The sequence below is a fragment of the Streptomyces sp. NPDC111802 genome (genome assembly GCF_055634335.1).
Window position 1 is genome coordinate 296,726 of record NZ_JBVKCZ010000002.1, and the last position, 25,297, is coordinate 322,022.

Here is a 25,297-nt window from a genome sequence, read left to right on the forward strand (position 1 = left end):
CTGGTGCGCGGCAGTCGCATGGTGGGGCGCCGACGCTCGCGAACTCGCCCGCCGTCAGGGGGTTTTCGCAGGTCAGCGCCGATTGTCAGTGGTCGCCTCTACGGTTTTTCCATGACGCGATCTTTGCAGGCCGTGGCCTATCGGCAACCCTCCGTGCTGGAGTCCGCAGTGAGTGGACAGCGGCTGGGACTTGAGACCTCGCGGGGTGCGACGCCCTCGGGAGTGCGTGACCACCCGCAGTTCTTCGCGGGCTTCCTGACGTCCCCTCAGGTGGCGTCGGCCGCGCTGCTCGCGGTGGCCGACGTGGCGGCGGCGCGGTACTACCAGCGCCAGCTGCGGGCCTCGCTGGACCCGGTGGTGACCGGCAACGGCGACCGGCTGCGCTTCGAGTCCTTCTCCGGCTGCTGCGGGGTGTACGCCCGCCTGGACGTGCTGGAGCCCGGCCTGGACGGCGGCGAGGTGGGACACGGAACGACGAACGTGGACGTCAACAACCCGCTGCGCGAGGCCCTGTCCAGGATCGGCTCGGACGATCCGCTCCATCTGCGGGTGGGCCCCGAGGAACTGGCGGTGACCACGCTGGACGGTCCGGTCGTGGAAAAGAAGGTGCCGCTCCCGGACCGCTGGCTGCGCGGCTTCGCCGAGGCACAGGTGACAGCGGCCGGCTTCGATCTGCGGGCGGAGCTGCCGGCCGCAGAGGCGGTGCGGTTCCTGCGGGCGCTGCCGCGCGGTGGGGCACGCGGCGCCTCGGTCGGCCCGCGGTGGGTGGTGCCCTCGGCCGGCGGACTGCGGCCGACCACCCGCGCGGTGCCCGGCGCGGTGTGCCTGCCGGGCCCCGAGCGGCTGGTCGCGCTCCAGCGGGTGCTGCGCCATGCCACCGCTCTGCGGGTGTACGGACCCTCTGTCACCGGCGGTGCAGCCGCCATGGCCAGCGCCTGGGAGGTGGTCCTGCCGGGCATGCGGCTGACGCTGACGCTCTCCCCCGACGCCTCACGCGGCTTCTCCGGCGAGGGCGGCGTCCTGGACGCGCTCGCGACGGACGAGGCCGCCGAGGACGCGGAGCTGATCGCGGTGCTCCTCGCGTGGGACCCCCGCGTCGATGTCGCCGACCTGGCCGCGGCGTCTGGGCTCACACCGGAGCGGGTCCGCGCGGCCCTGATCCGCCTCGGCACATCGGGGCGGGTCGGCTACGACACTGCGGAGGCGGCCTACTTCCACCGCGAACTGCCGTACGACGCCGAGCGCGTGGAGCGCCACAACCCTCGGCTGCGCTCGGCGCGGGCGCTGGTGGCGGCGGGCGCGGTGGCCCTGGACGGCGCCATGGGGACGGTGACGGCCGAGGACGGACATGTGCACCGCGTGCGGGACGAGGCGGGTGTGCTCAGCTGCAGCTGTCTGTGGTGGGCGAAGTACCGGGGCGGGCGCGGGCCGTGCAAGCACGCGCTCGCGGTGCGGATGGCGCGGCGCGGTGTCGCCGCGACGGAGCGGGACATGGCACGAGTCGAGGGGGACGCACGATGACTTCACTGATGGACGCGGTACGGGCGGGACGGACGGCCGAGGTGGTGAGCCTCCTGGACGGGATGTCCGACGCCGAACGGCGAGCGTGCTTCCCGAAGTTGAAGGCCCTGCGCAAGGAACTGAGGGCGGACCAGTGGACCCCGCAGGCTCGTCTCGCCTATCCCGCCCTGCATGCGGCTGGGGTCGCGTGCCAGACCGGCGCGGCCGGTGTGGCGGGTTGGCTGGCCGCCGCCGATATGCGCTGGTGGCCGGCGTCGCCCGGTGTGCTGATCGATGTCCTTGGCGACCGGGCCCCGGCCTGGCTCGGCGATGTGGCGCACCGGATCGCCGAGCGACCGCTGACGGCGAGCGTGCCGTACGAACTGATGGCGGGTCTGGTCCGGCTCTCCGGCTGCGAGGTGCCCACGACGGAGGCCTACGTCCACGGCTGGGTGGAGCACATCGGGCACGTCTGGCAGCGCGGCGACACGGTCCTGGCCCGGCTGCGCAAGGACCCGCACCTCGCGCAGCTCACGGCCGCGCTCTTCGAGACGGACGACATCGGCAGCCGACTGGCATGGACCGCCGTCGAGGGTCCGAACAGCTGGACCGAGTCGCTCGCGGGACTCACCGTCGAAGGGGTGCTGGACCGCAGGGCGACGGTGGACGCGTGCCTGGCCCGGTTGTTGCGGGGCGGTCCGGTCGCCGACCACCGGGTGTTCCTGCGCATGCTCCAGGCGCTCGCCCTCACCCGGGACGAGGAGCGGGAGCACACGGCCGACTGGCTGGCCCTGGCCGCCGACGCCGCGTCCGTCGTGGCGGCGCATGCGCAGTCGGTGCTCGCGTCGCTGGCCCTGGACGGTGAACTGACCGCGCATCAGCTGGTCGAGATGTCGGGCGCGGTCCTGTTCCGCACCGAGAAGAAGCTCGTACGCGCCCAGCTGGTCCTGCTGGGCAAGGTGATCGCCCGGGACGCGTCCACCACCGATGAGCTGCTGCCCGCCGCCGCCCAGGCGTTCGGGCACGAGGACTCGGACGTGCAGGAGCGGGCGCTCAAGCTGGTGGAGCGGCATGTCCGCAAGATCCGCACCGCCGAGGTACGGGAGGAACTCGCCTCGGCCGCCGACCAGTTGATCCCGACCCTGCGCAAGCGTGCGGCACAGAGCCTGGGGGCGTCCCCCGTGGCGTCGGAGCCGGTCACGTACGAGGAGGTCCTGCCTCCCGCGCCGGCGCCGGCGCGGCTGGCGCCCGCGCCCGAGTCGGCGGCGGAACTCGCCGAAGAGGTCGGGGCGTTGCTCGCCTCCGGCGGTGACGTGGCGGTGTTCGAGCGGACCCTGGACGGGCTCGTGCGGCACACCTACCGCGACCGGGACGCGCTGCTGGAGGCGCTGGAACCCGTCGTCGCCCAGCGCTGGCGGGACGAGCAGAATCCGCGGTTCGCGTTCAGCGTGGACGACTACTTCATCGGACGCCACGGCCTGTTCAACGCGGCGCACGGTCTCGAACTCCTCCTGGCGACGCTGCGCAGGCAGGTGCCCACCTCGACGCTCCACAACACGCTCCGGCGCGGCACGACCGTCACCGGCGGCTGTGGCCACGGCCCGCTCGTCCGCGCCTTCGAGGCCCGCATCTGGGAGCTGGCGTATCGGATCCGCACCGAGCCGCTGCCGCTTCTGCTGTCCACACCCACTTGGGGCACCGGACTGCTGGAGCCGGACGAGCTGGTGGCACGTCTCGACGAGTACAGGCGCCTGGGGGCACGGGTGTCGGCGACGGACTTCGCGCAGGCGCTGCTGCGGGTCCGACGCGGCGACCGCGCGGCGGCCGAGGCAGCTGCGGAGCGGGCGGCAGCGCTGGGCACCGCGGAGGGGACGCGCCTCGCCCGGTGGCTGACCGCCGGCGGTCCCGCCGCACCGACATACCGGCGGCAGACCGCGAAAGACCGCATACTCGTCGAGTCCGGGGAGATCGCCGAGCTGCGAGGTGACTTCCCGCCCGAGTTCGACTCGTTGGGACGGCCCGTGAGCGTCTTCCGGGACCGCTGGCACTGCTACCACTGGAACGACACCATGCGGCCGCACTGGCTCGCCCTGCTGCCCGAGCAGCGCGAGCTCGTGGCCGTGAGGATGCTGGTCGAGCTCTCGGCGGTCGCCGTGGACGACACCCGCGGCGAGGCGGCGATCCTGCCGCAGCTGGCCGAGTCGGGCGGCGAGGCCGGTGAGGCGGTGCACCTGTGCCTGGCGTACGGGCTGGGCGCACGGCATCCGGAGGACCGGCTCGCCGCCGTGGACGCCTTGCTGGTGCTCGCGGCGCGCGGGCAGCTCGACGGGGACCGACTGGGCGCGGATCTGGGGCAGTTGGTGCGACGCGGTGCGGTGAAGCCGTCGCGGCTCGTGGACTCGGCGCGGACGGCGGTGGCGACGGGGGCGCACACCACCGTCTGGGGAGTACTGCGACACACCCTGCCCGTTCTGCTCGCGGACCTCGCGACCGGTGCGGCGACCGCTCCGGCACGGGGACTCGCCGACCTCCTGGCCGTCGCGGCGGAATGCGCCGAACGAACGGGGGCACGCGAGGAGTTGCCGCACCTGGCGGGCACGGCGGAGCGCCGGGGCACGTCCCGGATCGTGGCGCAGGCCCGGCGACTGCACAGCGCGCTGGTGGAGGACGTGGCCGCGTGACGAGGCGGTGGTTCCATCTCACACAGTTGAAAAAGTCACAAAAACGACATAGGCGCTCTTTACCGCCCGGTCACAAAGCGTTCGTGATCACGCAACACCGTTCCTTCACAGTGGGTGCATGAGTCGAGACATATCTGATGTGACGCGCGCGAGGCACGGACGTCCGGTCCACCACTGGCGGCGCAATGCCGTTGAACTCGCCGCGGTCCTGTCGGCGGTGGCGGTGGCCGAGGCGATCCTGAATGGGCACGGGCCCGGCACACCGGCCCTGCTGCTCACCTCGGCGGCGCTGCTGGTCGCCACGGCGGGGTTCCACGCATGGCGGACACGTCGCCACGGTCACGCACCCCCGACGAGCGATACCGGTGCCCGGCCGCGCTCCGAGGAGCCGACCGGGCCGTCGAGCCAGCCGCGGGAGACGAGCGCCCCGGTCTCCGAGGAGGGTGCGCTGTGGCGGATGCGGACGACGGTGAGGGACGAACCGGGATCGCTGGCCGCGCTGTGCGTGGCGCTCGCCGAGCTGCGGGTCGACATCCTCAGCCTTCAGACGCATCCGCTGGCGGAGGGCACGGTGGACGAGTTCCTGCTGCGCGCGCCCGGCGGGCTCACGGCCGCCGATCTCATGCGGGCGGTCTCGGCGGCCGGCGGTGACGGCACCTGGCTCGAGCGGGCCGACGCCCATGACCTGGTGGACGCGCCGACCCGGGTGCTGGGCCTCGCCACCCGCACCGCCCTGGACGCGGCGGAACTGCCGCTGGCACTACGGCAGTTGCTGGGCAGGTGCACCATCCGGTCGCTGCCCGCGGTGCCTGCCGTGGGCGGCCGGGCACCCCAGGCGGTGCCGGTGGAAGGAGCACTGGAGGACACCGTGATGCGGCTGCGGGCACCCGAAGGCGGAGTGATCACTGTGGAGCGGCCGTATCTGCCGTTCACGCCGACCGAGTTCGCGCGGGCGCGGGCGCTGGTGGAGCTGGACGCCCGGCTCGGCCCGCGCGTGCCGCGCAGCCAGGACGTGCTGACGCTGCCCAAGGGCAACGACATCACCGTGCACCGCGCGGACGTCGGTGATCTCCAGGCCGCGAAGGAGATGCACGAGCGCTGCTCGACACGGACGCTCGGGATGCGCTACCACGGCCCGATCGGTGACGCGGACCGCTATCTGAACCACCTCCTCAGCCCGCGCTTCGGCCGCACGCTCGCCGTGCGGACCGCGTCGGGGCGCGTCGTCGGCCTCGGCCATCTGCTGTGGGACGGCGACGAGACGGAGGTCGCGCTGCTGGTCGAGGACGCGTGGCAGCGGTGCGGCATCGGCGCGGAGTTGCTGCGCCGGCTGGTGGCGATGGCGGTCGAGGCGGGCTGCGCGAGTGTGTACGCCGTGACGCAGGCGTCCAACACCGGGATGGTGGCCGCGATGCGTGGGCTGGGCCTCCCCCTCGACTATCAGATCGAGGAGGGGACCCTGGTCATCACCGCGCGGCTGGATGCGCCGCGGGAGGAGCCAGTCTCGGAACGGCTGTCGAGTGCGGGTGAGTTGGGGATGACCTGAGCGCCGCAGAAGTCATGGTCGGCCGGCCACTGCAGGCTCGTTGTGGCCGGCCGCGCGGTTCGCCGCGCCCCTGGAGGAGCGCTGCCGCGTCCCCAATGCCTGATCCAGGTCGGTCCACAGATCCTCCACGTCCTCCAGGCCCACCGACATCCGCAGCAGCCGGTCGCTGACCCCGGCGCCCCGGCGGTCGTCCGCGTCCACGATGCGGTGGCTGATGGACGCCGGGTGCTGGATGAGGGTGTCGACGCTGCCGAGGCTGACGGCGGGGGTGATCAGCCGGACGCCGGCGATCACCTCGTGCGGGTCGCCGTGCACCTCGAAGGCGATCATGGCGCCGCCGATGCGCGGATAGTGGACGCGGGCGACACGCGGGTCGGCGGCGAGGCGGCCGACGAGTTCGGCGGCGGTCGCCGACGCCGCCCGCACCCGGACCGGGAGGGTCGAAAGGCCTCGCAGCAGCAGATAGCCGGCCAGCGGATGCAGCACGCCGCCCGTGGCGAACCGCACCTGCCGCAGCCGCCCCGCGAGCTCCTCGTCGCAGGCCACCACGCCCGCCATCACGTCCCCGTGCCCGCCGAGGTACTTGGTGGCGCTGTGCAGCACCAGCCGGGCGCCCTGCTCGGCGGGGCGCTGGAGCACGGGCGTGGCGAAGGTGTTGTCCGCGAGCAGGGGGACGGAGCCACAGGCGTGGGCCACGGCCCGCAGGTCGACTTCGGCGAGGGTCGGGTTCGCCGGGGACTCCACCATCACCAGGCCGGTGTCCGGGCGTAGCGCCTCCGCGATCCCGGCGGGGTCGGTCCAGGTCACCTCCGAGCCCAGCAGTCCGGCGGTGAGCAGATGGTCGCTGCATCCGTACAGCGGACGTACGGCGACGACATGGCGCAGGCCCATCGAGGCCCGTACGAGTAGAACCGCGCTCAGCGCCGCCATCCCGCTGGCGAAGGCGACCGCGGCCTCGGAGCCCTCCAGGCGGGCCAGGGCCGTCTCGAAGCGGGCGACGGTCGGGTTGCCCAGGCGGCCGTAGACGGGCGGGCCGTCCGGCTCGGCGCCGGTCGTGGCGAACGCGTCGATACGGGCGGCCTCGCCGCGGCTGTCGTAGGAGGGGTAGGTGGTCGACAGGTCGATCGGCGGGGCGTGCAGGCCCTGCCGGGCGAGGTCGTCACGGCCGGCGTGCACGGCCTCGGTGGCGAGTGCTCTCGGTGCGGTGCGTGCGTCGTCGTACCCGTGCATGCGGTCGTACGCCTCCCTGATCGCTGGGTCCATGGCGGAAGAGTGAACAGCGGCCGGGATCAGGTGTGCGAATCCCGTGTTACGTTCGACCAATGGCCGAATCTGTCGTACTGGATCCGGTCGATCTGCATCTGCTGAGGCTCCTGCAGAACGACGCCCGGACCACCTATCGCGACCTCGCCGCGCAGGTCGGGGTCGCGCCGTCGACGTGTCTGGACCGGGTGACGCGGATGCGGCGTTCGGGCGTGATCCTCGGACATCAGCTCAGGCTGGATCCGGCCAAACTCGGGCGAGGGCTTGAGGCGCTGTTGTCCGTGCAGGTCAGGCCGCATCGGCGGGAGTTGGTGGGGCCGTTCGTGGACCGGATCCGGGCGCTGCCGGAGTCGCGGACCGTCTTCCATCTCACCGGGCCGGACGACTACCTCGTCCATGTCGCCGTCGCGGACATGGCGGATCTGCAGCGGCTGGTGCTCGACGAGTTCACGTCGCAGCGTGAAGTGGCGCGGGTGGAGACACGGTTGATCTTCCAGCAGTGGGACTGCGGTCCGCTGCTGCCACCCGACGCGCCGGGAAGCACGCCCTCAGCGAAATCGGCCTGACTTGGGACAACGCCCGGTGAAACCGGGCTGACGCGGCAGTGGTCGCCGTATGAGGATGGACCGCATGTCTGAGACCAACAGCCCGCTTCCCCGTGAGGTCGCCGACGCGTATGTCGACGAGCTCATCGCCCTCGACCCGGTCACCGGTACGTATCTCGGCGTGAAGGAGAGTTCGGGCAAGCTCCCCGACCTCTCCCCCGCGGGCCAGGAGGCGCTCGCACAGCTCCAGCGGGCCACGCTCGCCCGGCTCGACGAGGCCGAACGCCGACCCGGCGCGGACAGTGACATCGAGCGCCGGTGCGCGCGCCTGCTGCGCGAGCGGCTGACCGCGGAACTCGCCGTGCACGAGGCCGACGAGGGTCTGCGCGCGGTCGGCAACATGGCCACGCCCGCGCACTCGGTGCGCGAGATCTTCACGGTCACTCCGAACCAGACCGACGAGGACTGGGCCGCGATCGCCGAGCGGCTGCGCGCGGTACCGACCGCGTACGCGGGCTACCGCGAGGCCCTCGCGCTCGGCCTGGAGCGCAAGCTGTACGCGGCGCCGCGCCCGACCGCCACCTTCGTCGAGCAGCTCACCGAGTGGGCGGACACCGGTGAGGGACGGGGCTGGTTCGAGGACTTCGCCTCGGCCGGACCGGACTCGCTGCGCACGGAGCTGGACGAGGCCGCGCGCGGAGCGACGGCCGCCGTGGTGGAGCTGCGCGACTGGATGCGCGACGTGTACGCGCCGGCGGTCGAGGGCGCGCCGAACACGGTGGGCCGCGAGCGCTACGCCCGCTGGGCCCGCTACTTCAACGGCATCGACCTCGACCTCGACGAGGCGTACGCATACGGCTGGGCCGAGTACCACCGTCTCCTCGGCGAGATGAAGAAGGAGGCCGAGAAGATCCTGCCGGGCGCCGCGACGCCGTGGGTGGCGCTGGCGCACCTCGACGAGCACGGCCATCACATCGAGGGCGTCGACGAGGTCCGCGAGTGGCTCCAGGGCCTGATGGACGAGGCGATCGAGAAGCTGGACGGCACGCACTTCGAACTCGCCGAGCCGGTGCGGAAGGTGGAGTCGTGCATCGCCCCGCCCGGCGGTGCGGCGGCGCCGTATTACACCTCCCCGTCGGAGGACTTCTCACGTCCGGGCCGCACCTGGCTGCCGACGATGGGACAGACCCGATTCCCCGTCTACGACCTCGTCTCGACCTGGTACCACGAGGGCGTGCCCGGCCATCACCTCCAGCTCGCGCAGTGGACGTACGTCGCCGGTAACCTCTCCCGCTACCAGGCCACCATCGGCGGGGTCAGCGCCAACGCCGAGGGCTGGGCGCTGTACGCGGAGCGGCTCATGGACGAGCTCGGCTTCCTCACCGACCCGGAGCACCGGCTCGGCTACCTCGACGCGCAGATGATGCGGGCGGCCCGGGTCATCGTCGACATCGGCATGCACCTGGAACTGGAGATCCCGGCCGACTCCCCCTTCCACCCGGGCGAGCGCTGGACTCCCGTGCTGGCGCAGGAGTTCTTCGGCGCGCACAGCAGCCGTCCGGCGGACTTCGTGGAGAGCGAGCTGACCCGGTATCTGACGATTCCGGGCCAGGCGATCGGCTACAAGCTGGGCGAGCGGGCCTGGCTGCTCGGCCGCGAGAAGGCGCGCGAGCGGCACGGCGACGCCTTCGACCTCAAGGCGTGGCACATGGCAGCCCTGTCCCAGGGCTCCCTGGGCCTGGACGATCTGGTGGACGAGCTGTCCGTGCTCTGAGTCCGCCGTGTGATCAGCGTCTGAATCCGCCCTCCGAGTCGATGACCTGACCGGTGATCCAGCCCGCCTCGTCCGTCGCCAGCCAGGCGACGAGGCGGGCCGGGTCGTCCGGCATGCCCCAGCGGCCCGCGGGGAAGCATGCCGCGACGGCGTCGTACGCCTCGCCGGTCAGGTAGTCCGTGTCGACGGGGCCCGGGTTGACGGTGTTCACCGTGATCCCCTGCTCCGCGAGCGTGGTCGACAGGGAGCGGGTGATGGAGGCGAGGGCACCCTTCTGCAGCGCGTAGGCGATCTCGCCGGGCATACCGCCGGCGATGTCCTGGCCGGAGGTCATCATCACCACCCGGCCACCGGGACCGGCCGGCCGCAGCCGGGCATGGGCCTGCACCAGCAGCAGCACCGAACGTGTGTCGACCGCCCAGTGCGTGTCGAGCATGGCGGCATCGATGTCGTCGAGCGTGCCGTCGGAGCCGCTGACCGCGTGGTTGGCGACCAGGATGTCGAGCCGTCCGCCGAGCGCCGCGGCGGCCGTGGCGATCAGTTCGGCGGGGGGCGGCCGGGTCGGAGAGGTCGCCGGGACCCGCGAGGACCTGGGCATCGGGATCGCCGAGCGCCTCCCGCACGGAGGCGAGGACCGCCTCGGGCCGGTCGGCGCCCCAGGGCATGGCGGCGTCGTGCGGCACATGGTGGTGCAGATAGACGCTCGCTCCGTAGGCGGCGAGCCGCCGGGCCACGGCATGACCGATGCCCGCGCGTCTGCTGGCCAGTCACCAGCGCGGTACGTCCCCGCAGGGGCAGCGGGTCGCGGCGGAGGTCTTCGGGGGCGGGGTGCGGGGGTCGGGGCATGGCAGATCATGATGGGGAACGGGCGGGTCCGACGCACGTCCTTTTCGCACTAGGCCGGTCGGACCCAGGCCAGGCTCGTCGGACTTCTCATGCAAGGCCGGTCGGACTTCTCACGCCAGGCCCGACGGACTGCTCACGCCGGGCCGGTCGGACTTCTCGCGCCAGGCCCGTTGGGCTTCTCGCGCTGAGCCCTTCGGATCAATGCTGCGGCCGGCGGAGCTGTCAGTGCGGCAGACGCCGGGCCTGCCAATGCGTCAGACGCCGGGGCGTGTCAGTCCCGCAGCCGACGAAGCTGGACGAGCCCGAGCCAGGTCTCCGGGCCGGGCTGCACCTGGGCGGCGCGCACGGCGTACGCGCCCGGCTCGAGGGCCACCCGCAGATGTTCGGTCCGCTCCGTCTCCGGTCCGGGCCAGGCCGAGTCGAACAGCACCACCGTCCCCGGCACCTTCCAGCGCACCTCGTGTCCCCAGTCCGCCGAGGTGAGCGCGCCCGGGACCGTGGCCAGCAGCTCCTCCTCGGAGTCGGCCGCGCACCACCGTACGAAGATGCCGTGGTCGGGCAGATAGGAGGTCGAGGCGGGCTCGTCACCGAACACCAGCGCCGCGCTGTCTCCCACGGGCAGCAGGCCGACGGATCCGTCGACCTCGCAGGCCCGGTCGTAGTCCGAGGCCGTCTCGTCGCCGTCGGCGCCCGCCCAGAACGGCAGCACCGTCTCCGGTACGGCTATCAGGGGGCCGCCGCCCGACTCGATCCACTCCACGGCGCCCGGATCCGCGTATCTCACCATGGCAGCAGAACCTACACGCCCAGCGGACTGACCAGTCCACCGTGTCCGACGGGCGCCTCAGCAGCCGCAGTTGCCCGAGTCAACCGGTGCCGTCAGCGCATCGATCGCACGGCGCTCACGTCCCTGCCAGGTCTCGAACTCGAAGCCTTCCCGCGCCCAGTACTCGAAGCCGCCGAGCATCTCCTTGACCCGGTAGCCGAGTTCGGCGAGGGCGAGGGCGGCGCGGGTCGCGCCGTTGCAGCCGGGGCCCCAGCAGTACGTCACCACGGGCACGGACTTGTCGAGGAGTTGCTCGGCCTGTTCGGGGATGAGGGCGGTGGGCAGGTGGATCGCGCCCGGGATGTGGCCCTGGTCCCAGGACTCGGCGGACCGGGAGTCCACGACGACGAATCCGGGGTCGCCGCCTGCGGCGAGCGCGGCGGCGACGTCGGACACGTCGGCGTGGAAGGCGAGGCTCGCACGGAAGTGGGCGGCGGCCTCGGCGGGCGCGGCGGGCGCGATGCGCAGGACGGGGTTGGCGGTGGTGGCAGCGGTCGTCATGCCCACCAACCTATGGCCGATGATCCACTCCTTGAACAAGGAACCCCCGGCGCTCCCCTTGAGTCACCGGTGATTCCCCTGCTATCTCTCGCCCATGACCACGTTTTCCCCGGACGCCACCGACTGGCGCATCCTCGACGTCCTCCAGCGCGAGGGACGCGCCAGCTTCGCCGAGCTGGCCCGTGCCGTGTCCATGTCCCCGAGCGCGGTGACGGAGCGGGTGCGGCGGCTGGAGGAGGCGGGCGTCATCCAGGGCTACGCCGCGGTGGTGGACCCGGACCGGCTCGGCCTGCCGATCCTGGCCTTCGTGCGCCTGCGCTACCCCAACGCCAACTACAAGCCCTTCCATGACCTGGTCGCCACCACGCCCGAGATCCTGGAGGCCCACCACGTCACGGGCGACGACTGCTTCGTGATCAAGGTCGCGGCCCGCTCGATGCGGCACCTGGAGGAGATCTCCGGCAAGATCGGCACCCTGGGCTCGGTGACGACGAACGTGGTCTATTCGTCGCCGCTGCCGCGACGCCCTCTCGGTCAGTGACCCCGCTGCCGCAGCACCGACCCCGACCTCCCCTTCACGACCTCCAGCTGCGCGTGGATGCGTCTGCGCAGATCGGCGACATGGCTGACGATCCCGACGCTGCGGTCACGCTCGCGCAGTGAGTCGAGGACGTCGAGGACCTCGTCGAGGGTCTGTTCGTCGAGGCTGCCGAAACCCTCGTCGATGAAGAGGGTGTCGAGGCGGACACCGCCCGCCTCGTCGGTGACGACGTCCGCGAGGCCGAGGGCGAGGGCGAGGGAGGCGAAGAAGGTCTCGCCGCCCGAGAGGGTCGCGGTGTCCCGCTCGCGGCCGGTCCAGGCGTCGACGACATGCAGTCCGAGACCGCTGCGGCCGCGGCCGGTGCGGCCGTCGGAGTGGACGAGGGTGTAGCGGCCGGACGACATGCGCCGCAGCCGTACGGTCGCGGCGGCGGCGACCTGTTCCAGGCGGGCCGCCAGCACGTACGACTCCAGACGCATTTTGCGTTCGTTGTCCGCGGAGGTGCCCGCGGCGAGTGCGGCGAGGCGGGCCACGCGGTCGTACTCGGTGCGCAGCGGGGCGAGTTGGCGTACGGCGGCACTCGCGCGGGCGGACAGCCGGTCGAGTTCGGTGCAGCGGCGGGCGGCGGCGTCGCGCGCGGAGGCGGCGTCGCGGGCCCGCTGGGCGGCGTCGGAAGCGGTGCGCTCCGCTGTCACGAGGTCGGCGGGCGGCTGCTGGGCGGCGGCCGCCGTGTCGGCTTCGGCGAGGACGGCGCGGACGGCGGCCTCCTCGGACTGCCAGGCGTCCAGCCGTCGTTGCAGATCGCGGTGCGCGGCGTCGTCGAGGAGGGCGGCGGCCGCGGCCTGCGGGGTGTCGAAGCCGGCGCGGAAGGCGGCGTCGGCGAGGCGGGCGTCGGCGTCCTTGAGCCGCTGGGCGGTGTCCTCGGCGACGCGCGCGGTGTCGGCGGCGTCGGTGAGCAGTGCGACCTGACGCTCCAGTTGCGTGGCCCGCGCGGCGACGCTGTCGGCGGTGCCGCGGGCCTGCGCCAACTCCGTTTCCAGGGCGGCCTTCTCACGGTCCAGTCGCTCGCGGTGGCCGACCCGGGCGGCGGCCCGGACCTCCGCCTGCTGGTGGGCGGAGGTGCGCTGCTCGTGTTCCGACTCGGCCCGCCGCAGCTCCTCGTGGGCGGAGTGCAGCGCGGAGGCGTCCCTTCGGGCCTTTGTGTACTGCTGCTCCAACTCGTCGGCCGCCTGGGCGAGTCGACTTGTCGGCATGTCGCCGGCCTCGGCTGTGGCCGCGGCCAGGGCTTCGCGCACGACGCCCAGGCGCCGTTCTGCCTCGGCGTGCCCTTCCTCCGCGCGCTGGTAGGCGGCCAGGGCCCGCTCCTCGGCTTCCCGGTCGACGTGTCCGACGTCCTTGCGGGCGGGTGCGGGGTGGTCGACGGCGCCGCAGACGGCACAGGGTTCGCCGTCCTCGAGCTGTGCGGCGAGTTCGGCGGCGATGCCGTTCAGCCGCTGTTCCTTGACGTCCAGCCAGTGCTCCTTGGCCTTGAGCGCCTGCTCCTGGGCTTCGGTCGCCTGTCGCGCGGCCGTGTCCGTGTCACCGGCCAGCTGGTCGCGCAGCCGCGCGGCGGCGAGCCGCTGCCGCGCGGGCTCGCGCTGCACGGCCAGCTGGTCGGCGCGGTTGGCGGCGTCCTGCGCGGACTCGATACGCGCCTGGAGTCCGGCCCGGGTCTCCTCCCACCCGGCGAGCCAGGCCTCCGCATCCAGCCGGACGTCGTCGTCCGCCCGCTCTTGGCGGTCCAGGTCCGCGCGCTCCGCGACGAGTTCGGCCAGCCGCCGCTCGCCGCGACGAGCGGACTCCAGCCCGCCCAGCTCCTCGGCGAGCCGCCGCGCGGCGGCGGCGAGCCCGGCGGCACCGGCTTCGGCGAGAGCACCCTGAGGCTGGAAGGCGGCTTGGTCGATGCCGAGATCGCCGCCGGGCCGGAGCCCCGCCCCTCCCCCGCCGAACACGCCCAGCATCAGCCCGCGCGCGCGTGCCTGTGCGGCGGCCGCCTGCCGGTGCTCCGCGTCGGCGGCCTCCCGTAGCTCCAGTGCGGGGGCCACCGCCTCGGCCTTGCGGGACCGCTCCATGCGCGCCTGCGCCTCGCGATGGGCGTCGGCCCGCTCCTCCAGCAGCCGGGCCCGCCCCTGCGCCTCGGCGAACCGCCGCTGAAGCCGGGCCACTTCGCGTACGTCACCCAGGGTGCGGTCGGCGGCGGCCTGGGCGGACTCGGCGGCCAGGAGGCGGCAGTGGGCGACGGTCAGCTGCTCGCGGGCGGTGCTGCGGGCGACGGCGGCGGCACCGAGGATGGCGTCGGCCAGGCCGGGCTCGCCCGGTGCGAGGTCGGGCAGGGGCATGGCGTCGCCCGCCGCCTGCTGCATGCGGTGCGCGTCGGCCAGCAGTGCCGCGTCGCCCTCGCGCACCTGGGCCTCGGCGGCCCGTCGGCGCTCGGCGAGGCGCTTCTCGACCTCGGCGAACCGGTGCGTGTCGAAGAGGCGGCCCAGCAGCTTGCCGCGGGCCTCCGCGTCGGCGCGCAGGAAGCGGGCGAAGTCGCCCTGGGGCAGCAGCACGACCTGGCAGAACTGCTCGCGGCTCATGCCGAGCAGCTGGGTGACCTCCTCGCCGATCTCCTGGTGCGAGCGGCTGAGGTCCTTCCAGCTCCCGGCCTGCGTGTCGTACTCGCGCAGCCAGGTCTGTGCCTTGTCGAGCGTCGTGCCCGAGCCGCGCTTCTTCGGCCGCTCCCAGGGCGGCTGCCGGGTGATCTCCAACCGGCGTCCGGCCACGGTCAGTTCGAGGCGGACCTCGGTGCGGGTGCCGGCCGCGGCGTGGTCGCTGCGCAGGGTCATGCCCTGGCCGCTCTGCCGGGCGCCCGGCACGGAACCGTAGAGCGCGTAGCAGACGGCGTCCAGGACGGAGGTCTTGCCGGCGCCGGTGGGTCCGTGCAGCAGGAACAGGCCGGCCGACGACAGCGCGTCGAAGTCGACGCTCTGTGAGCCGCCGAACGGCCCGAACGCCGTCACGTCGAGGCGATGCAGCCTCATCGCGCCACCTCCCGTACGACGTCGTCGGCCCGCACCGCGTCGAACGCGTCCCGCAGCACGCCCTGTTCGTGCGCGTCGGGCCCTGCTCCGCGCACATGCGCCACGAAGTCCTCCGCGATCTCCTGATCGCTGCGGCCCGCCAGCCGCCGCGCATAGGACACGTCGGGATCGTCCGGCGCCCGCTCGGGATCGAAGACGAGGCTGAGCGTGTGCGGGAAGCGCTCGGTGAGGCGGACCATGGGGTCCGCCGGTCGCACCGTGTCCGTGAGGGTCGCCTCGACCCACGCCTCCGCGTGCCGGTCGAGCCCCGGATCGGCGAGCAGGTCCTCCAGCGTCCCCCGGATCCGGGCCAGCGCACGCGGCGCCGGGCAGTCGACCCGCTCGGCCGTGACCGCTCCGTCGGCGTCCAGGTCGACGAGCCACATGCTCTTGCGGTGGTCGGCCTCGGAGAAGGAGTACGGCAGCGGCGAGCCCGAGTAGCGGACGCGCTCGGTGATCGTCTGGCAGCCGTGCAGATGCCCCAGCGCCGCGTAGTCGACGCCCTCGAAGACTCCGGCCGGCACCGCGGCCACTCCGCCCACGGTGATGTCCCGCTCGCTGTCGCTGGCCTCGCCCCCGGTGACGAAGGCGTGCGCGAGGACCACCGACCGTGTGCCACGCGCGCGTGTGGCGAGGTCGGCGCGCACCCGGTCCATGGCGGCGGCGAGCACGGCCTCGTGCCCGGCCTTCTCCACGCCGAACTCGTCCTTCACCAGGGCCGGTTCGAGATAGGGCAGGCCGTAGAACGCCACGTCGCCGAAGTCGTCCTGGAGCACGACCGGCGTGCCGGACGCCGACGGCTCGGTCCGCAGATGGACGCCCGCGCGGCCGATCAGGCCCGCGCCCACGCCGAGCCGGCGCGCCGAGTCGTGGTTGCCGGAGATCATCACCGTCGGCACACCGAGGTCGGCGAGCCGGTGCAGGGCATCGTCGAACAGCTCGACCGCGGCGAGCGGCGGCACCGCCCGGTCGTACACGTCTCCCGACACGACCACCGCGTCCACGCCGCGCTCAAGCACGGTCGTGACGAGGTGGCCGATGAACTCGGCCTGGGCACCGAGCATGTTGACCCGGTGGAACGCCCGGCCGAGATGCCAGTCGGAAGTGTGCAGCAGTCTCATGATCCCCGAGACTAACGGCCGGGTCTGACAGCACGGGCGGTTACTCCCGTATCGCCCCGTCATGAACGTTCCTGCACCCACCTGTTCACGGCGCGGACTTGACAGGTTATGGGCTGCATGCCCGATAAGTCATGCCCGATAAGTCATGCCTGATGAGTCACGCCTGATGAGTCACGCCTGATGAGTCACGCCTGCTAAGTCATGAGCCCCGTGGCATTACTCGCGCGGTGCGCGCTCAGCGCGTGACCAGTTGGTCGGCCAGGCGGTGCGCCTGCGCGAGCAGTGTGCCGTGGGTGGCCAGCGCCTCGGGGTCTTCGAGCACCCCGCCGCGCAGTCTCGCCCGCAGTGCGTCCAGCGCGTCGACCATGTCGTCGACGACCTCGCGCAGCTCGTGCTCCGCGTGCCGGTCGTGATCGCCCGGGGAGAACCGGCTCTGGGGGTAGAGCCGGATCGCGCGGGCGCTGTTGCGCAGGAACTCCGCGTAGGACTCGGCGACCGCCGGGCCCGGTCGCGGTTCCGGCCGATCGACGTCACTGGCCTCCAGTACCGCGCGGGTGACGCCTGTGGTGTGGACGGCCACATAGTCGAGGACGGTGACCGCGTCGTCGTAGTCCTGACCGGGAGGAGCCAGGGCACGGCCCGGGGGCAGGGGATTGGCGCGCAGGCTCTCCCGGCTCCAGCCGACCGCGGAGCGGGCCTGCTCCACGAGACGGAACAGCCGCAGCGCCCGCTCGTGCAGGGCCGCTGCCGCCCGGGCGTCCCATTCGTCGGCGGTCAGCCGGTCCGCCACCGCGTCCAGGATCTCCTGCGCCTCGCGGGCCGCGTCCTGGAGCGCGACGTGGGTGCTGCGCAGATAGACCGGAGGCCGGATCAGGGCGTTGACCGCGATGCCCACCAGGGCACCGAAGACCGCCTCCGCGATCCGGGCCGCCGACCCGGCGAGGGTGACCGGGCCCCCGGTCAGAACGAACAGGGCTCCCGTTGCCGCGTAGATGCCTTGGCTGCCCAGGCGTCGCCAGCTACCCATCAGCACCACCGCCGGCAGTACCAGCCCCATCGCCGCCATCGGGGAATCCAGCATGAGGGCGACGCCCGTGGCCACCACCGTCCCGGTGGCGATGGCCGCCAACTGCTGCAGCCCATGCGCGATCGACCGGTAGACCGTCGACTCCACCAGCACGACCGCCACCCACGGCGCGACGAACGCCATCGGCGCCTTCAGCCACCAGCCCGCCACGGCCCAGGCCACGCACGCGGCCAGCGCCGCCTTGAGGGCCTGAACCGCCAGATCCCGCTCACGACCCGGCCGCTCCCACGCCAGCCGGGCGGTCTCTCCCGCCGTCCTGATGAGCTGCCGGACGGCCGGCACCGCTCCACGCATCGCCTGCATACCGGCCGGGTGCCACACCTGCGAGGATGAATTCCGACCCTTCGGAACCTTCCAACCTTCCCGACAATCAGGGCCTTTCGCCTTGGCCGATGGCCGGATTGCGGCCAGTCACGAACCGGCGTCCTGGAACGCCGTCTCGGCCTGCTTTCGGCGCAGTTCCTCCAGCGTGCTCTGCTGTCGCCGGGCCCGGGCAAGGAGGTCGTCGAGCAGCCGCGGGTCGAGGCGCTCGTCGGTGTCGGCGAGCATGCGGAGCGTCTCCCACCCGGCGGCCTTGCCCTCGACGCCCAGCCGCAGCGCCTCCAGCTCCCACAGCGTGCTGAGCGGGGAACGGCGTACGAGGTGACCGTTGCTCTTGAGCCGCCCCACCCGCTCGGCCGCCCGGCCCGCGTAGACCTTGTAGTGCCGCACCGGGACACCGAGCAGCCGCATGATGCGGATCAGGCTGGCCCGGTCCTCGGCGATCTCGTCGACGATGGGCGCCAGCACCTCGACGAGGGGGGAACCGCCGTCCGAGCGCGCGAGGTGGCGAGCCCGGTCGGTTCCGGCGGTGGCACCGGCGAGATGGTCGTTGAGGTAGATGCCCAGGTAGGACGTACCGCCGCCCTGGGCGGAGACGACGTGCCGGGTGTCGGAGCCCGTTCGGTTGCTCATGACGTGTCCCTTCGCGATCGCGGGCCGACTCGGCGAGTACCCGTTCCCGGGCGGGCCAGCACGCACGAACCGGAGTCACACCTGATCCGGGACGGGAAGGGACAGATTCACGCGTCCCCGTACGCCTCTCCCCCGAGCTCGAACCCGGCCGTCCCCGCCGTCGCGTCGGCGAGCCACGCCCGGAAGGCCTCCACATCGGCGTCCGGCAGACCGATCTCGATCGTGACCGCCTCCCCGTACCGCACGTCCCGCACCTGGCGCCCGGTCGACCGCAGGTCGTTCTGCACCTTGCCCGCGCGCTGGTGGTCGACCGTCACGGTGGCCAGCCGGAAGCGGCGCCGGGTGAGTGTGCCGAGCGCGTCCAGCGCCTCGCCGACGGCCCCGCCGTACGCCCGGATGAGGCCGCCTGCGCCGAGCTTGACGCCGCCGTAGTAGCGGGTGACGACGGCGACGACGTAGCGCATGTCGCGGCGCAGCAGCATCTGCAGCATGGGCACCCCGGCCGTGCCGCCCGGTTCCCCGTCGTCGCCGGCCTTCTGGATCGAGGCGTCGGCGCCGATCACGTAGGCCCAGCAGTTGTGGGTGGCGTCCGCGTGCTCCTTGCGGACGGCGGCGAGGAAGTCCTGGGCCTCCCGCTCGGTGGCCGCCGGGGCGAGCGCACAGATGAAGCGTGAGCGGTTGACCTCGGTCTCGTGCACGCCCGCGTGGGCGACTGTGCGGTACTCGTCCGGCATCCGGCCAGCCTATGCGGAGCGTCCACGTCGGCCCGCGCGGGAGGTACGGGCACGCGCGCGTGCCCGCCGCCGCCTCACTTCTTCTTGCCCCGGGCCACCATCACGCCCGTCAGCAACGCCGTCCCGGGCGCGAGGTCCCGCCAGGTGGTGCCGTGCCAGGCCAGTACGGCGATGGCCGACGTGGGGAACTTCGTGCGGACCTCGTCCAGGGTGTCGTCGAGACCGTCCCCGGCGAGTTCGAGGACGAGTTCCTCCAGGCCGGGGTTGTGCCCGACCAGGAGCAGCGACCCGACCTCGGGGGAGGTCTCGTGGACGACCTCCAGCAGGTCGGGCACGTCCGCCGCGTACAGCCGCGGGTCATGGCGCACCGGGGGCGGGGTGCCCCACTGGGCGGAGGCCAGTTGCCAGGTCTCGCGGGTGCGTACGGCGGTGGAGCACACCGCGAGGTCCGGCAGACAGTCGGCGTCGGCGATCATCCGGCCCGCGACGGGGGCGTCCCTACGGCCGCGCGGGGCGAGCGGGCGTTCGTGGTCGGCGACGCCGTCCGGCCAGGCGGATTTGGCGTGCCGCAGGACGATGAGCCGGCGCAGCGGGCCCGCTCCGAAACGTGCGGTCACTCCAGGCCTCCCAGGTCGCGGGTGAGGTCGAGGCCGAGGAGGCGGTCGGCGTAGGCGTACGTCTCGAAGCGGGCTCCGTCCGGCATGTCGGGCGCGGTCTCCACCCAGCGCAGCACTCCGAGCACCCCGGGCACGTCGAGGTCGGCCTCCCAGGCGGTGCGCAGCTCCGCCCGGACCTCGTCGGGGATGGGCCGCGAGGGCTGCCGCGCCCATGCGGCGACGGCACGGCGCCAGCGTAGGAGCGTGTCGTGGGCGTCGGCGAGAGCAGCAGCGTCGAGCTCTACGGGCACGCTTCTGCGCCGGGAGAGCAGGCCGAGGCGCAGCGCAACCGGATCGGCTTCTTCTGGGGGCGCCTCCGAGTGGACCGGCGCGACGGCGAGCCGTACGCCGTCGGGTTCCGCGCCGCCGCCCTCGCGCACGACGTGGATGACCTGTGCCTCGCCCAGGCCCGCGGTGGCGTCCCGGCCGTCCTCGAAGGGCCGGATGCCCAGCGCCGCGGCGCCGGCCCGGAGCTCCGCCTGCTGCCGTTCCTCGTCGAGCAGTGCCCAGACCGGCGTACCGCCGAGTTCCAGGGCACGGACGAGGAGGTCGGCGGCCAGCAGCACGCGCAGGGCGGTGACGTCGAAGCCCTCCGTATGCGCCTCGACGCGGGTCAGGCCCCGGCGGGCGGGCGCGGCGTCGACGGGCTGGCCCGTTCGGTCGTCGATGATGCGCAGCACGGAGCGAGCGTAGGCGCAGGCGCGGTCGTCCGCAGCCATCCGGTCGGCTTCGCCCGCGGCGTGGCGGGAGTCGGTCCCGTCCGGAGTGCGCTGGTCATCGGTGTCGTAACCGGGCATCTCCACCCCCTGCCGTGCGGACTGCCCGAACGGTACTGCGCACCGGCCCGCCCGGACAGGAGTGCGGTGCGGGGTGGCGCGGAAAGTCGGAGGTTGGGCGTGTCGCGGGGAATCCTGGGGATCCGTCGTCCGTTGTGGCTGGTGACGACAGTTGGACGGCTGTTCCGCGCAGCACAAGGAGGCCAGTGGTGTACGGCGACGACGCGGTGGTTCGCAAGATCCTCACCGAACTGGGCGACACCTGGGCGATCGTGGGCCTGTCGTCGAACCAGCGGCGGGCGGCGTACGGGGTGGCCGATGTGCTGCAGCGCTACGGCAAGCGCATCGTGCCGGTCCATCCGAAGGCGGAGACGGTCCACGGTGAGCCGGGGTACGCCTCCCTGGCCGACGTCCCCTTCGACGTGGACGTGGTCGACGTCTTCGTGAACAGCGACCTCGCGGGTCCGGTCGCCGACGAGGCGGTCACCAAGGGCGCCAAGGCGGTCTGGTTCCAGTTGGGCGTCATCGACGAGGCGGCGTACGAGCGCACGCGCGCGGCGGGCCTGGAGATGGTCATGGACCGCTGCCCGGCGATCGAAATACCCCGCCTGGGCTAGGCGGCCCTGGTCGCTCACCCGGGCGCAACGGAACGAGGTCGGCGGCAGCCGAGCCCTCCGTGGAACCGTTCGTCGCCCCTCAAGGCCGCCGCCCGACAACGCACAGGAGGCACCGGCGGCCGGACGACAGCGGCCCGGCCCACCGCCCCCGGAACCCTCCCCTCCCCGCGTCGGCCGCCCGCATAATGCTCGGGTGACCTCCACCTCCCCCCACCCCAACTCCAGCCCCACACAGCGCTTTCCGGTCGTCATCGTGGGCGCCGGACCGGCCGGGCTCACCATCGGCAACATCCTGCGGGCGGCATCCGTCGACTGTCTGGTCCTGGAGATCGAGACGCGCGAGTTCATCGAGCAGCGGCCGCGGGCCGGGGTGCTGGAGGAGGGGGCGGTACGCGGACTCCAGCGGCGGGGCCTGGCGGACAACCTGCTGGCACGGGCCCAGCGGCACACCGAGTGCGAGTTCCGGTTCGCCGGGGAGCGCTACCGGTTCGAGTACGCCGAGCTGACGGGCACTCACCACTGGGTCTACCCGCAGCAGTTTCTGGTGACGGACCTGGTGCGCGAATACGCGGACGTGCGCGGCGGGGCCATCCGCTTCGGCGTGCGGGACGTGGAACTGCACGACCTCGACACCGACCACCCCTCGGTGTCGTACACCTGCCCGGAGACGGGGCAACGGCAGGTCGTGCACTGCGAATTCGTCGCGGGTTGCGACGGGGCGCGCGGAGTCACGCGCGCCGCGCCGGCCGCCGACCAGGCTCGCATCTCCCGCAGCGACTACGGCATCGGCTGGCTGGCGCTGCTCGCCGAGGCGCCGCCGTCCTCCGACTGCGTCCTGTTCGGCATGCACCCGCGCGGATTCGCCGGGCACATGCCGCGCAGCGCCGAGGTGACCCGCTACTACCTGGAATGCCCGCCCGGCGACGACCCGGAGAACTGGTCGCACGACAGGGTCTGGGCGGAACTCCAGCAGCGGCTCGGGGCGAACGGCGTGCCGCCGCTGACGGAGGGGCGGCTGATCGAGAAGCGCGTCCTCGACATGCACAACTACGTTGTCGAACCGATGGTGTTCGGCCGCCTCTTCCTCGCCGGGGACGCCGCCCATCTGACCGCCCCCATCGCCGCCAAGGGCATGAACCTCGCCCTGCACGACGCCTTCCTCCTCGGCGACGGTCTGGTGGCCCACCTCACGAAGGGTGACGGCACCGGTCTGGACGGCTACTCGGCGGCCTGTCTGAACCGGGTGTGGGACTGCCAGGAGTTCTCCCACTGGCTGTCCGAGGTCTACCACGGCACCTCGTCGGGCGACCCGTACCGCGCGGGCACCACCCTCGCCCGCCTCCGCCGCATCTTCGACTCCGAGACGGCGGCCAGGGCGTTCGCCGAGCAGTACCTGGGCAGGCGGACCGCAGGCTGAGGGGCCCGGCGCCGACCGGGAAGTGCTGGGCTCCGCCGCTCAGTCGTGCAGCGGCCGGTCGCTGAGCCGGTGGTCCGCCACGTTCAGCGCCTCGTCGACGAGGCGGCGCAGATGGCCGTCGCGCAGGGAGTAGATCACCCGGCGGCCCTCCTTGCGCGTGTTCACCAGGCCCGCGAGACGTAGCCGGGCGAGGTGCTGACTGACGGCGGGGCGGGCCGCGCCGCAAGCCTCCGTGAGCGTCGTGACGTCGGCCTCTCCCGTCGTCAGGGCGTGCAGCAGGGTGAGGCGGGTGCGGTCGCCGAGCAGGGCGAGCAACTCGGCGGCGAGCGCGAACTGTTCCTCGCCCGGGGTGCGCGGATGCGCATCGTGTGCAGATGACAGGTGCATGCGTGCGCTCATACGCACATAATGGCGTCGTGGGCGACCCGCGTCCACTCCCGCGCACCGGAAGGGGACCGCCGTGAGCGACAGGCACGAGCAAGGCCATGGTCACGATCACCACCATGACCACGGACATGATCACCGTCACGGCCATCCCCACCCCCATGCCCATGCCCACCCTCACCCCCATCCGCACTCCCGGACCGGAGCCGGAGTACGCCACCGCCTCACCCACCTCCTCAAACCCCACTCCCACGAGACGGCCGACAAACTGGACTCCGCTCTGGAGTCCTCGGCCCGCGGCATGCGCGCACTCTGGGTCTCACTGGCGGTGCTCGGCGCGACGGCGCTCGCCCAGGCGGTCGTCGTGGTCGCCTCCGGGTCGGTGGCGCTGCTCGGCGACACGGTGCACAACACCGCCGACGCGCTGACCGCCGTACCGCTCGGGATCGCCTTCGTCCTGGGCCGGCGAGCGGCGACGCGCCGCTTCACCTATGGCTACGGGCGGGCCGAGGACCTCGCCGGCATCGCCATCGTGCTGACGATCGCCGCGTCCGCGGCCTTCGCGGCGTGGACGGCCGTCGACCGCCTCCTCGACCCGCGGCCCGTGACGCAGATCCCGGCCGTGGCCGTGGCGGCACTCGTCGGGTTCGCGGGGAACGAGTGGGTGGCCCGCTATCGGATCCGGGTCGGGCGGGAGATCGGTTCGGCCGCGCTGGTCGCGGACGGACTGCACGCCCGCACCGACGCATTCACCTCACTGGCCGTCCTGTTGAGCGCCTCAGGTGCGGCGCTGGGGTGGCAACTCGCGGACCCGATCGTGGGGTTGGCGATCACGGCCGCCATCACGCTGGTACTGCGGGACGCCGCGCGCGAGGTGTTCCGGCGGGTGATGGACGCCGTGGACCCGGCCCTGGTGGACCGGGCCGAGCAGGCGCTGCGGGAGGTCGCGGGCGTGCGCGAGGTGGGTGAGCTGCGACTGCGCTGGATCGGGCACCGGCTGCGCGCCGAGGTGGCGGTCGTCGTGGACGGCGAGGCCACCGTACGGCAGGCGCACGCCATCGCCGTGGACGCCGAACACGCCCTGCTGCACGCCGTGCCCCGGCTCACCGCGGCCCTGGTCCACGCGGATCCGGCACCGGTGCCGGGCGAAGCGGATCCGCATCTGGCCCTCGCCCACCACACGGCGGCCTGAGGGGTCAGATCGCGACGCCCAGTCCCTCCAGTACGACCGCCCCGGGCAGCTCGGCGAACGCCTTCCCCGGCACCAGCAGTTTGCCGCGCCGGCGCCCGCTGCCGACCAGGACGTACGGCAGGTCGACGACGGCCGAGTCCACCAGCACCGGCCAGCCGTCGGGCAGTCCGAGCGGGGTGATGCCGCCGTACTCCATGCCGGTCTCGCCGGTCGCCGTGTCCATGGAGGCGAACGACGCCTTGCGGGCGCCGAGTTGGCGACGCACGACGCCGTTGACGTCGACCCGCGTGGTGGAGAGCACGACGCACGCGGCGAGTGTGGTCTCGCCGCCGCGCTTGCCTGCGACGACCACGCAGTTCGCGGACCGCTCCAGCAGTTCCTGTCCGTAGTGCTCGACGAAGACGGCGGTGTCGGCCCACTGCGGGTCGGTCTCGACGTAGATGATCTGGTCGGCGGGGACGCTGCCGTGCCACTGGCGTACGGCGTCGGCGACCGGACGGGTGAGGTCGTCGAGGCAGTCCGGGGCGGGGGTGGCACTGTCGAAGTGTCCGATGGGTGCGTCCATGAAGCGCACGCTAACAGGCCCGCCGACGCCGTCTGAGCGATGTCTCAGCGGGCGGGCGGGACCGAGACCGCCAGCATCCACTCCGTCGGGACGTCGCCCTGATTGCCGTAGGTGTGCGGGGCGTCGGCCTCGAAGGTGGCGCTCGAGCCGGCCGGGACGAGGTACTCCGTGCCGTCGACGGTGAGGGTGAGTTCACCCGCCGTGACATGGACGATCTCGACGGTGCCGACGGGGTGCGGGTCCGAGGCGCTGCTCTCGCCCGGCATCACCCGCCACTGCCACATCTCCAGCGGGCCGGGCGCCTCGGTCCCGGCGAGGAGCCGGCTGTGGCTGCCCGCGTCGGTGTGCCACAGCCGCACCACCTGGTCGTCCGGGACGATCCGCACCTTCGGCCCCTGCTCGTAGTCGAGCAGGGTGGTGATGCTGATGCCGAGCGCGTCACCGATCTTGATCACGGTGCCGAGGCTGGGGTTGGTGCGCGCCTGCTCGATCTGGATGAGCATGCCGCGGCTGACGCCCGCCCGGGCGGCGAGCACGTCCAGCGTGAAGCCGCGCACCGCGCGCCAGTGTTTGACGTTGCGCGCCAGGGACTGGGTGAGCAGATCGAGGTCCGACACATTCCGTCCAACGTTGCGGAGTCCAATATTCTGGATGACAGGGTTCACCCGAC

22 protein-coding genes and 1 pseudogene are annotated in these 25,297 nt (G+C 72.8%); 9 read left to right on the top strand and 14 right to left on the bottom strand.

All coding sequences use genetic code 11. The features are described from left to right. Positions 1–111 precede the first annotated feature (111 nt). The 3 genes from ACZ7NC_RS03025 (at position 112) to ACZ7NC_RS03035 (ending at position 5,727) form a co-directional block, all read left to right on the top strand. On the top strand, positions 112–1,521 hold the full coding sequence (locus tag ACZ7NC_RS03025) for an SWIM zinc finger family protein (protein ID WP_471484381.1): 1,410 nt from the start codon (positions 112–114) through the stop codon (positions 1,519–1,521). Beyond that, on the top strand, positions 1,518–4,181 hold the full coding sequence (locus ACZ7NC_RS03030) for a DUF7824 domain-containing protein (RefSeq protein WP_471484382.1): 2,664 nt from the start codon (positions 1,518–1,520) through the stop codon (positions 4,179–4,181). The genes ACZ7NC_RS03025 and ACZ7NC_RS03030 overlap by 4 nt, the downstream gene beginning before the upstream one ends. 118 nt (positions 4,182–4,299) lie before the next feature. Then, positions 4,300–5,727 carry a GNAT family N-acetyltransferase gene (locus ACZ7NC_RS03035; protein WP_471484384.1) on the top strand — a complete coding sequence of 476 codons (1,428 nt, stop codon included), beginning with the start codon at positions 4,300–4,302 and terminating at the stop codon, positions 5,725–5,727. Between the two features lie 12 nt (positions 5,728–5,739). Here ACZ7NC_RS03035 and ACZ7NC_RS03040 read toward each other — a convergent pair whose 3' ends face one another. After that, complete coding sequence (locus ACZ7NC_RS03040) at positions 5,740–6,957, bottom strand: trans-sulfuration enzyme family protein (protein ID WP_471484486.1); 1,218 nt, start codon at positions 6,955–6,957, stop codon at positions 5,740–5,742. Positions 6,958–7,049: 92 nt separating this feature from the next. Here ACZ7NC_RS03040 and ACZ7NC_RS03045 point away from each other — a divergent pair, with 92 nt between their 5' ends. Then, positions 7,050–7,556 carry an Lrp/AsnC family transcriptional regulator gene (locus ACZ7NC_RS03045; RefSeq protein ID WP_471484385.1) on the top strand — a complete coding sequence of 169 codons (507 nt, stop codon included), beginning with the start codon at positions 7,050–7,052 and terminating at the stop codon, positions 7,554–7,556. A 64-nt stretch (positions 7,557–7,620) separates the two neighbouring features. Further along, entirely contained in the window at positions 7,621–9,309 is a 1,689-nt protein-coding gene (locus ACZ7NC_RS03050) for a DUF885 domain-containing protein (protein WP_471484386.1), read from the top strand. A gap of 13 nt (positions 9,310–9,322) precedes the next feature. On the opposite strand, the pseudogene ACZ7NC_RS03055 reads toward ACZ7NC_RS03050, so the two are convergent. The 3 genes and pseudogenes from ACZ7NC_RS03055 to ACZ7NC_RS03065 all read right to left on the bottom strand — a co-directional run bounded on the left by ACZ7NC_RS03055 (position 9,323) and on the right by ACZ7NC_RS03065 (position 11,482). Continuing rightward, positions 9,323–10,155 (bottom strand): annotated as a pseudogene (locus ACZ7NC_RS03055) (SDR family oxidoreductase). Positions 10,156–10,426: 271 nt separating this feature from the next. Next, the gene (locus ACZ7NC_RS03060) at positions 10,427–10,942 is read right to left on the bottom strand and encodes an immunity 21 family protein (RefSeq protein WP_471484387.1); all 516 of its coding nucleotides are present in this window, start codon (positions 10,940–10,942) and stop codon (positions 10,427–10,429) included. 57 nt (positions 10,943–10,999) lie between these two features. Continuing rightward, the gene (locus ACZ7NC_RS03065; RefSeq protein WP_471484388.1) at positions 11,000–11,482 is read right to left on the bottom strand and encodes a rhodanese-like domain-containing protein; all 483 of its coding nucleotides are present in this window, start codon (positions 11,480–11,482) and stop codon (positions 11,000–11,002) included. Positions 11,483–11,576: 94 nt separating this feature from the next. Between ACZ7NC_RS03065 and ACZ7NC_RS03070 the strand changes: the two genes are divergently transcribed. Then, a complete protein-coding gene (locus ACZ7NC_RS03070) occupies positions 11,577–12,023 on the top strand; it encodes an Lrp/AsnC family transcriptional regulator (protein ID WP_471484390.1) in 447 nt (148 codons plus the stop codon). Here the strand turns inward: ACZ7NC_RS03070 and ACZ7NC_RS03075 are convergent. From ACZ7NC_RS03075 to ACZ7NC_RS03105, 7 genes are all read right to left on the bottom strand, one after another. Continuing rightward, on the bottom strand, positions 12,017–15,085 hold the full coding sequence (locus tag ACZ7NC_RS03075; protein WP_471484391.1) for an AAA family ATPase: 3,069 nt from the start codon (positions 15,083–15,085) through the stop codon (positions 12,017–12,019). The two genes, ACZ7NC_RS03070 and ACZ7NC_RS03075, sit on opposite strands and share 7 nt — an antisense overlap. Next, positions 15,082–16,245 (bottom strand): exonuclease SbcCD subunit D, encoded by a 1,164-nt coding sequence (locus ACZ7NC_RS03080; RefSeq protein ID WP_471484393.1) that lies wholly within the window; start codon positions 16,243–16,245, stop codon positions 15,082–15,084. The genes ACZ7NC_RS03075 and ACZ7NC_RS03080 overlap by 4 nt, the downstream gene beginning before the upstream one ends. 235 nt (positions 16,246–16,480) lie before the next feature. After that, positions 16,481–17,635: an FUSC family protein gene (locus ACZ7NC_RS03085; RefSeq protein ID WP_471484394.1), complete on the bottom strand. Its 1,155-nt coding sequence runs from the start codon at positions 17,633–17,635 to the stop codon at positions 16,481–16,483. A 108-nt stretch (positions 17,636–17,743) separates the two neighbouring features. Then, complete coding sequence (locus ACZ7NC_RS03090; RefSeq protein WP_471484396.1) at positions 17,744–18,286, bottom strand: hypothetical protein; 543 nt, start codon at positions 18,284–18,286, stop codon at positions 17,744–17,746. 107 nt (positions 18,287–18,393) lie between these two features. Continuing rightward, positions 18,394–19,020, bottom strand: coding sequence for a YigZ family protein (locus ACZ7NC_RS03095; protein ID WP_471484398.1), 627 nt, complete (start codon positions 19,018–19,020; stop codon positions 18,394–18,396). A gap of 74 nt (positions 19,021–19,094) precedes the next feature. Continuing rightward, positions 19,095–19,637: a SixA phosphatase family protein gene (locus ACZ7NC_RS03100; protein WP_471484400.1), complete on the bottom strand. Its 543-nt coding sequence runs from the start codon at positions 19,635–19,637 to the stop codon at positions 19,095–19,097. Continuing rightward, positions 19,634–20,395 carry a hypothetical protein gene (locus tag ACZ7NC_RS03105; protein WP_471484487.1) on the bottom strand — a complete coding sequence of 254 codons (762 nt, stop codon included), beginning with the start codon at positions 20,393–20,395 and terminating at the stop codon, positions 19,634–19,636. Before ACZ7NC_RS03105 ends, ACZ7NC_RS03100 begins: the two co-directional genes overlap by 4 nt. A gap of 266 nt (positions 20,396–20,661) precedes the next feature. Here ACZ7NC_RS03105 and ACZ7NC_RS03110 point away from each other — a divergent pair, with 266 nt between their 5' ends. After that, positions 20,662–21,069 (top strand): CoA-binding protein, encoded by a 408-nt coding sequence (locus tag ACZ7NC_RS03110; RefSeq protein ID WP_471484401.1) that lies wholly within the window; start codon positions 20,662–20,664, stop codon positions 21,067–21,069. Positions 21,070–21,262: 193 nt separating this feature from the next. Further along, entirely contained in the window at positions 21,263–22,486 is a 1,224-nt protein-coding gene (locus ACZ7NC_RS03115; protein ID WP_471484403.1) for a 4-hydroxybenzoate 3-monooxygenase, read from the top strand. A gap of 39 nt (positions 22,487–22,525) precedes the next feature. Here ACZ7NC_RS03115 and ACZ7NC_RS03120 read toward each other — a convergent pair whose 3' ends face one another. Next, positions 22,526–22,885 (bottom strand): ArsR/SmtB family transcription factor, encoded by a 360-nt coding sequence (locus tag ACZ7NC_RS03120; RefSeq protein WP_471484404.1) that lies wholly within the window; start codon positions 22,883–22,885, stop codon positions 22,526–22,528. Positions 22,886–22,946: 61 nt separating this feature from the next. Between ACZ7NC_RS03120 and ACZ7NC_RS03125 the strand changes: the two genes are divergently transcribed. Continuing rightward, positions 22,947–24,062, top strand: a complete 1,116-nt coding sequence (locus ACZ7NC_RS03125) for a cation diffusion facilitator family transporter (RefSeq protein WP_471484405.1) — start codon at positions 22,947–22,949, stop codon at positions 24,060–24,062. 4 nt (positions 24,063–24,066) lie between these two features. On the opposite strand, the gene ACZ7NC_RS03130 is transcribed toward ACZ7NC_RS03125, so the two are convergent. Both ACZ7NC_RS03130 and ACZ7NC_RS03135 read right to left on the bottom strand, forming a co-directional pair. Further along, positions 24,067–24,627: a YbaK/EbsC family protein gene (locus tag ACZ7NC_RS03130; RefSeq protein ID WP_471484407.1), complete on the bottom strand. Its 561-nt coding sequence runs from the start codon at positions 24,625–24,627 to the stop codon at positions 24,067–24,069. A gap of 44 nt (positions 24,628–24,671) precedes the next feature. Continuing rightward, entirely contained in the window at positions 24,672–25,244 is a 573-nt protein-coding gene (locus tag ACZ7NC_RS03135; RefSeq protein ID WP_471484409.1) for a helix-turn-helix domain-containing protein, read from the bottom strand. Positions 25,245–25,297: the final 53 nt, after the last annotated feature.

Excerpts from the sequence above, each read along its gene's own strand:
- ACZ7NC_RS03075 (WP_471484391.1), bottom strand. The coding sequence starts at position 15,085 with ATGAGGCTGCATCGCCTCGACGTGACGGCGTTCGGGCCGTTCGGCGGC.
- ACZ7NC_RS03120 (WP_471484404.1), bottom strand. The coding sequence starts at position 22,885 with ATGAGCGCACGCATGCACCTGTCATCTGCACACGATGCGCATCCGCGC.
- ACZ7NC_RS03070 (WP_471484390.1), top strand. The coding sequence starts at position 11,577 with ATGACCACGTTTTCCCCGGACGCCACCGACTGGCGCATCCTCGACGTC.
- ACZ7NC_RS03035 (WP_471484384.1), top strand. The coding sequence starts at position 4,300 with ATGAGTCGAGACATATCTGATGTGACGCGCGCGAGGCACGGACGTCCG.
- ACZ7NC_RS03050 (WP_471484386.1), top strand. The coding sequence starts at position 7,621 with ATGTCTGAGACCAACAGCCCGCTTCCCCGTGAGGTCGCCGACGCGTAT.
- ACZ7NC_RS03080 (WP_471484393.1), bottom strand. The coding sequence starts at position 16,245 with ATGAGACTGCTGCACACTTCCGACTGGCATCTCGGCCGGGCGTTCCAC.
- ACZ7NC_RS03045 (WP_471484385.1), top strand. The coding sequence starts at position 7,050 with ATGGCCGAATCTGTCGTACTGGATCCGGTCGATCTGCATCTGCTGAGG.
- ACZ7NC_RS03065 (WP_471484388.1), bottom strand. The coding sequence starts at position 11,482 with ATGACGACCGCTGCCACCACCGCCAACCCCGTCCTGCGCATCGCGCCC.
- ACZ7NC_RS03025 (WP_471484381.1), top strand. The coding sequence starts at position 112 with ATGACGCGATCTTTGCAGGCCGTGGCCTATCGGCAACCCTCCGTGCTG.
- ACZ7NC_RS03030 (WP_471484382.1), top strand. The coding sequence starts at position 1,518 with ATGACTTCACTGATGGACGCGGTACGGGCGGGACGGACGGCCGAGGTG.
- ACZ7NC_RS03085 (WP_471484394.1), bottom strand. The coding sequence starts at position 17,635 with ATGCAGGCGATGCGTGGAGCGGTGCCGGCCGTCCGGCAGCTCATCAGG.
- ACZ7NC_RS03130 (WP_471484407.1), bottom strand. The coding sequence starts at position 24,627 with ATGGACGCACCCATCGGACACTTCGACAGTGCCACCCCCGCCCCGGAC.
- ACZ7NC_RS03105 (WP_471484487.1), bottom strand. The coding sequence starts at position 20,395 with ATGGCTGCGGACGACCGCGCCTGCGCCTACGCTCGCTCCGTGCTGCGC.
- ACZ7NC_RS03090 (WP_471484396.1), bottom strand. The coding sequence starts at position 18,286 with ATGAGCAACCGAACGGGCTCCGACACCCGGCACGTCGTCTCCGCCCAG.
- ACZ7NC_RS03040 (WP_471484486.1), bottom strand. The coding sequence starts at position 6,957 with ATGCACGGGTACGACGACGCACGCACCGCACCGAGAGCACTCGCCACC.
- ACZ7NC_RS03060 (WP_471484387.1), bottom strand. The coding sequence starts at position 10,942 with ATGGTGAGATACGCGGATCCGGGCGCCGTGGAGTGGATCGAGTCGGGC.
- ACZ7NC_RS03095 (WP_471484398.1), bottom strand. The coding sequence starts at position 19,020 with ATGCCGGACGAGTACCGCACAGTCGCCCACGCGGGCGTGCACGAGACC.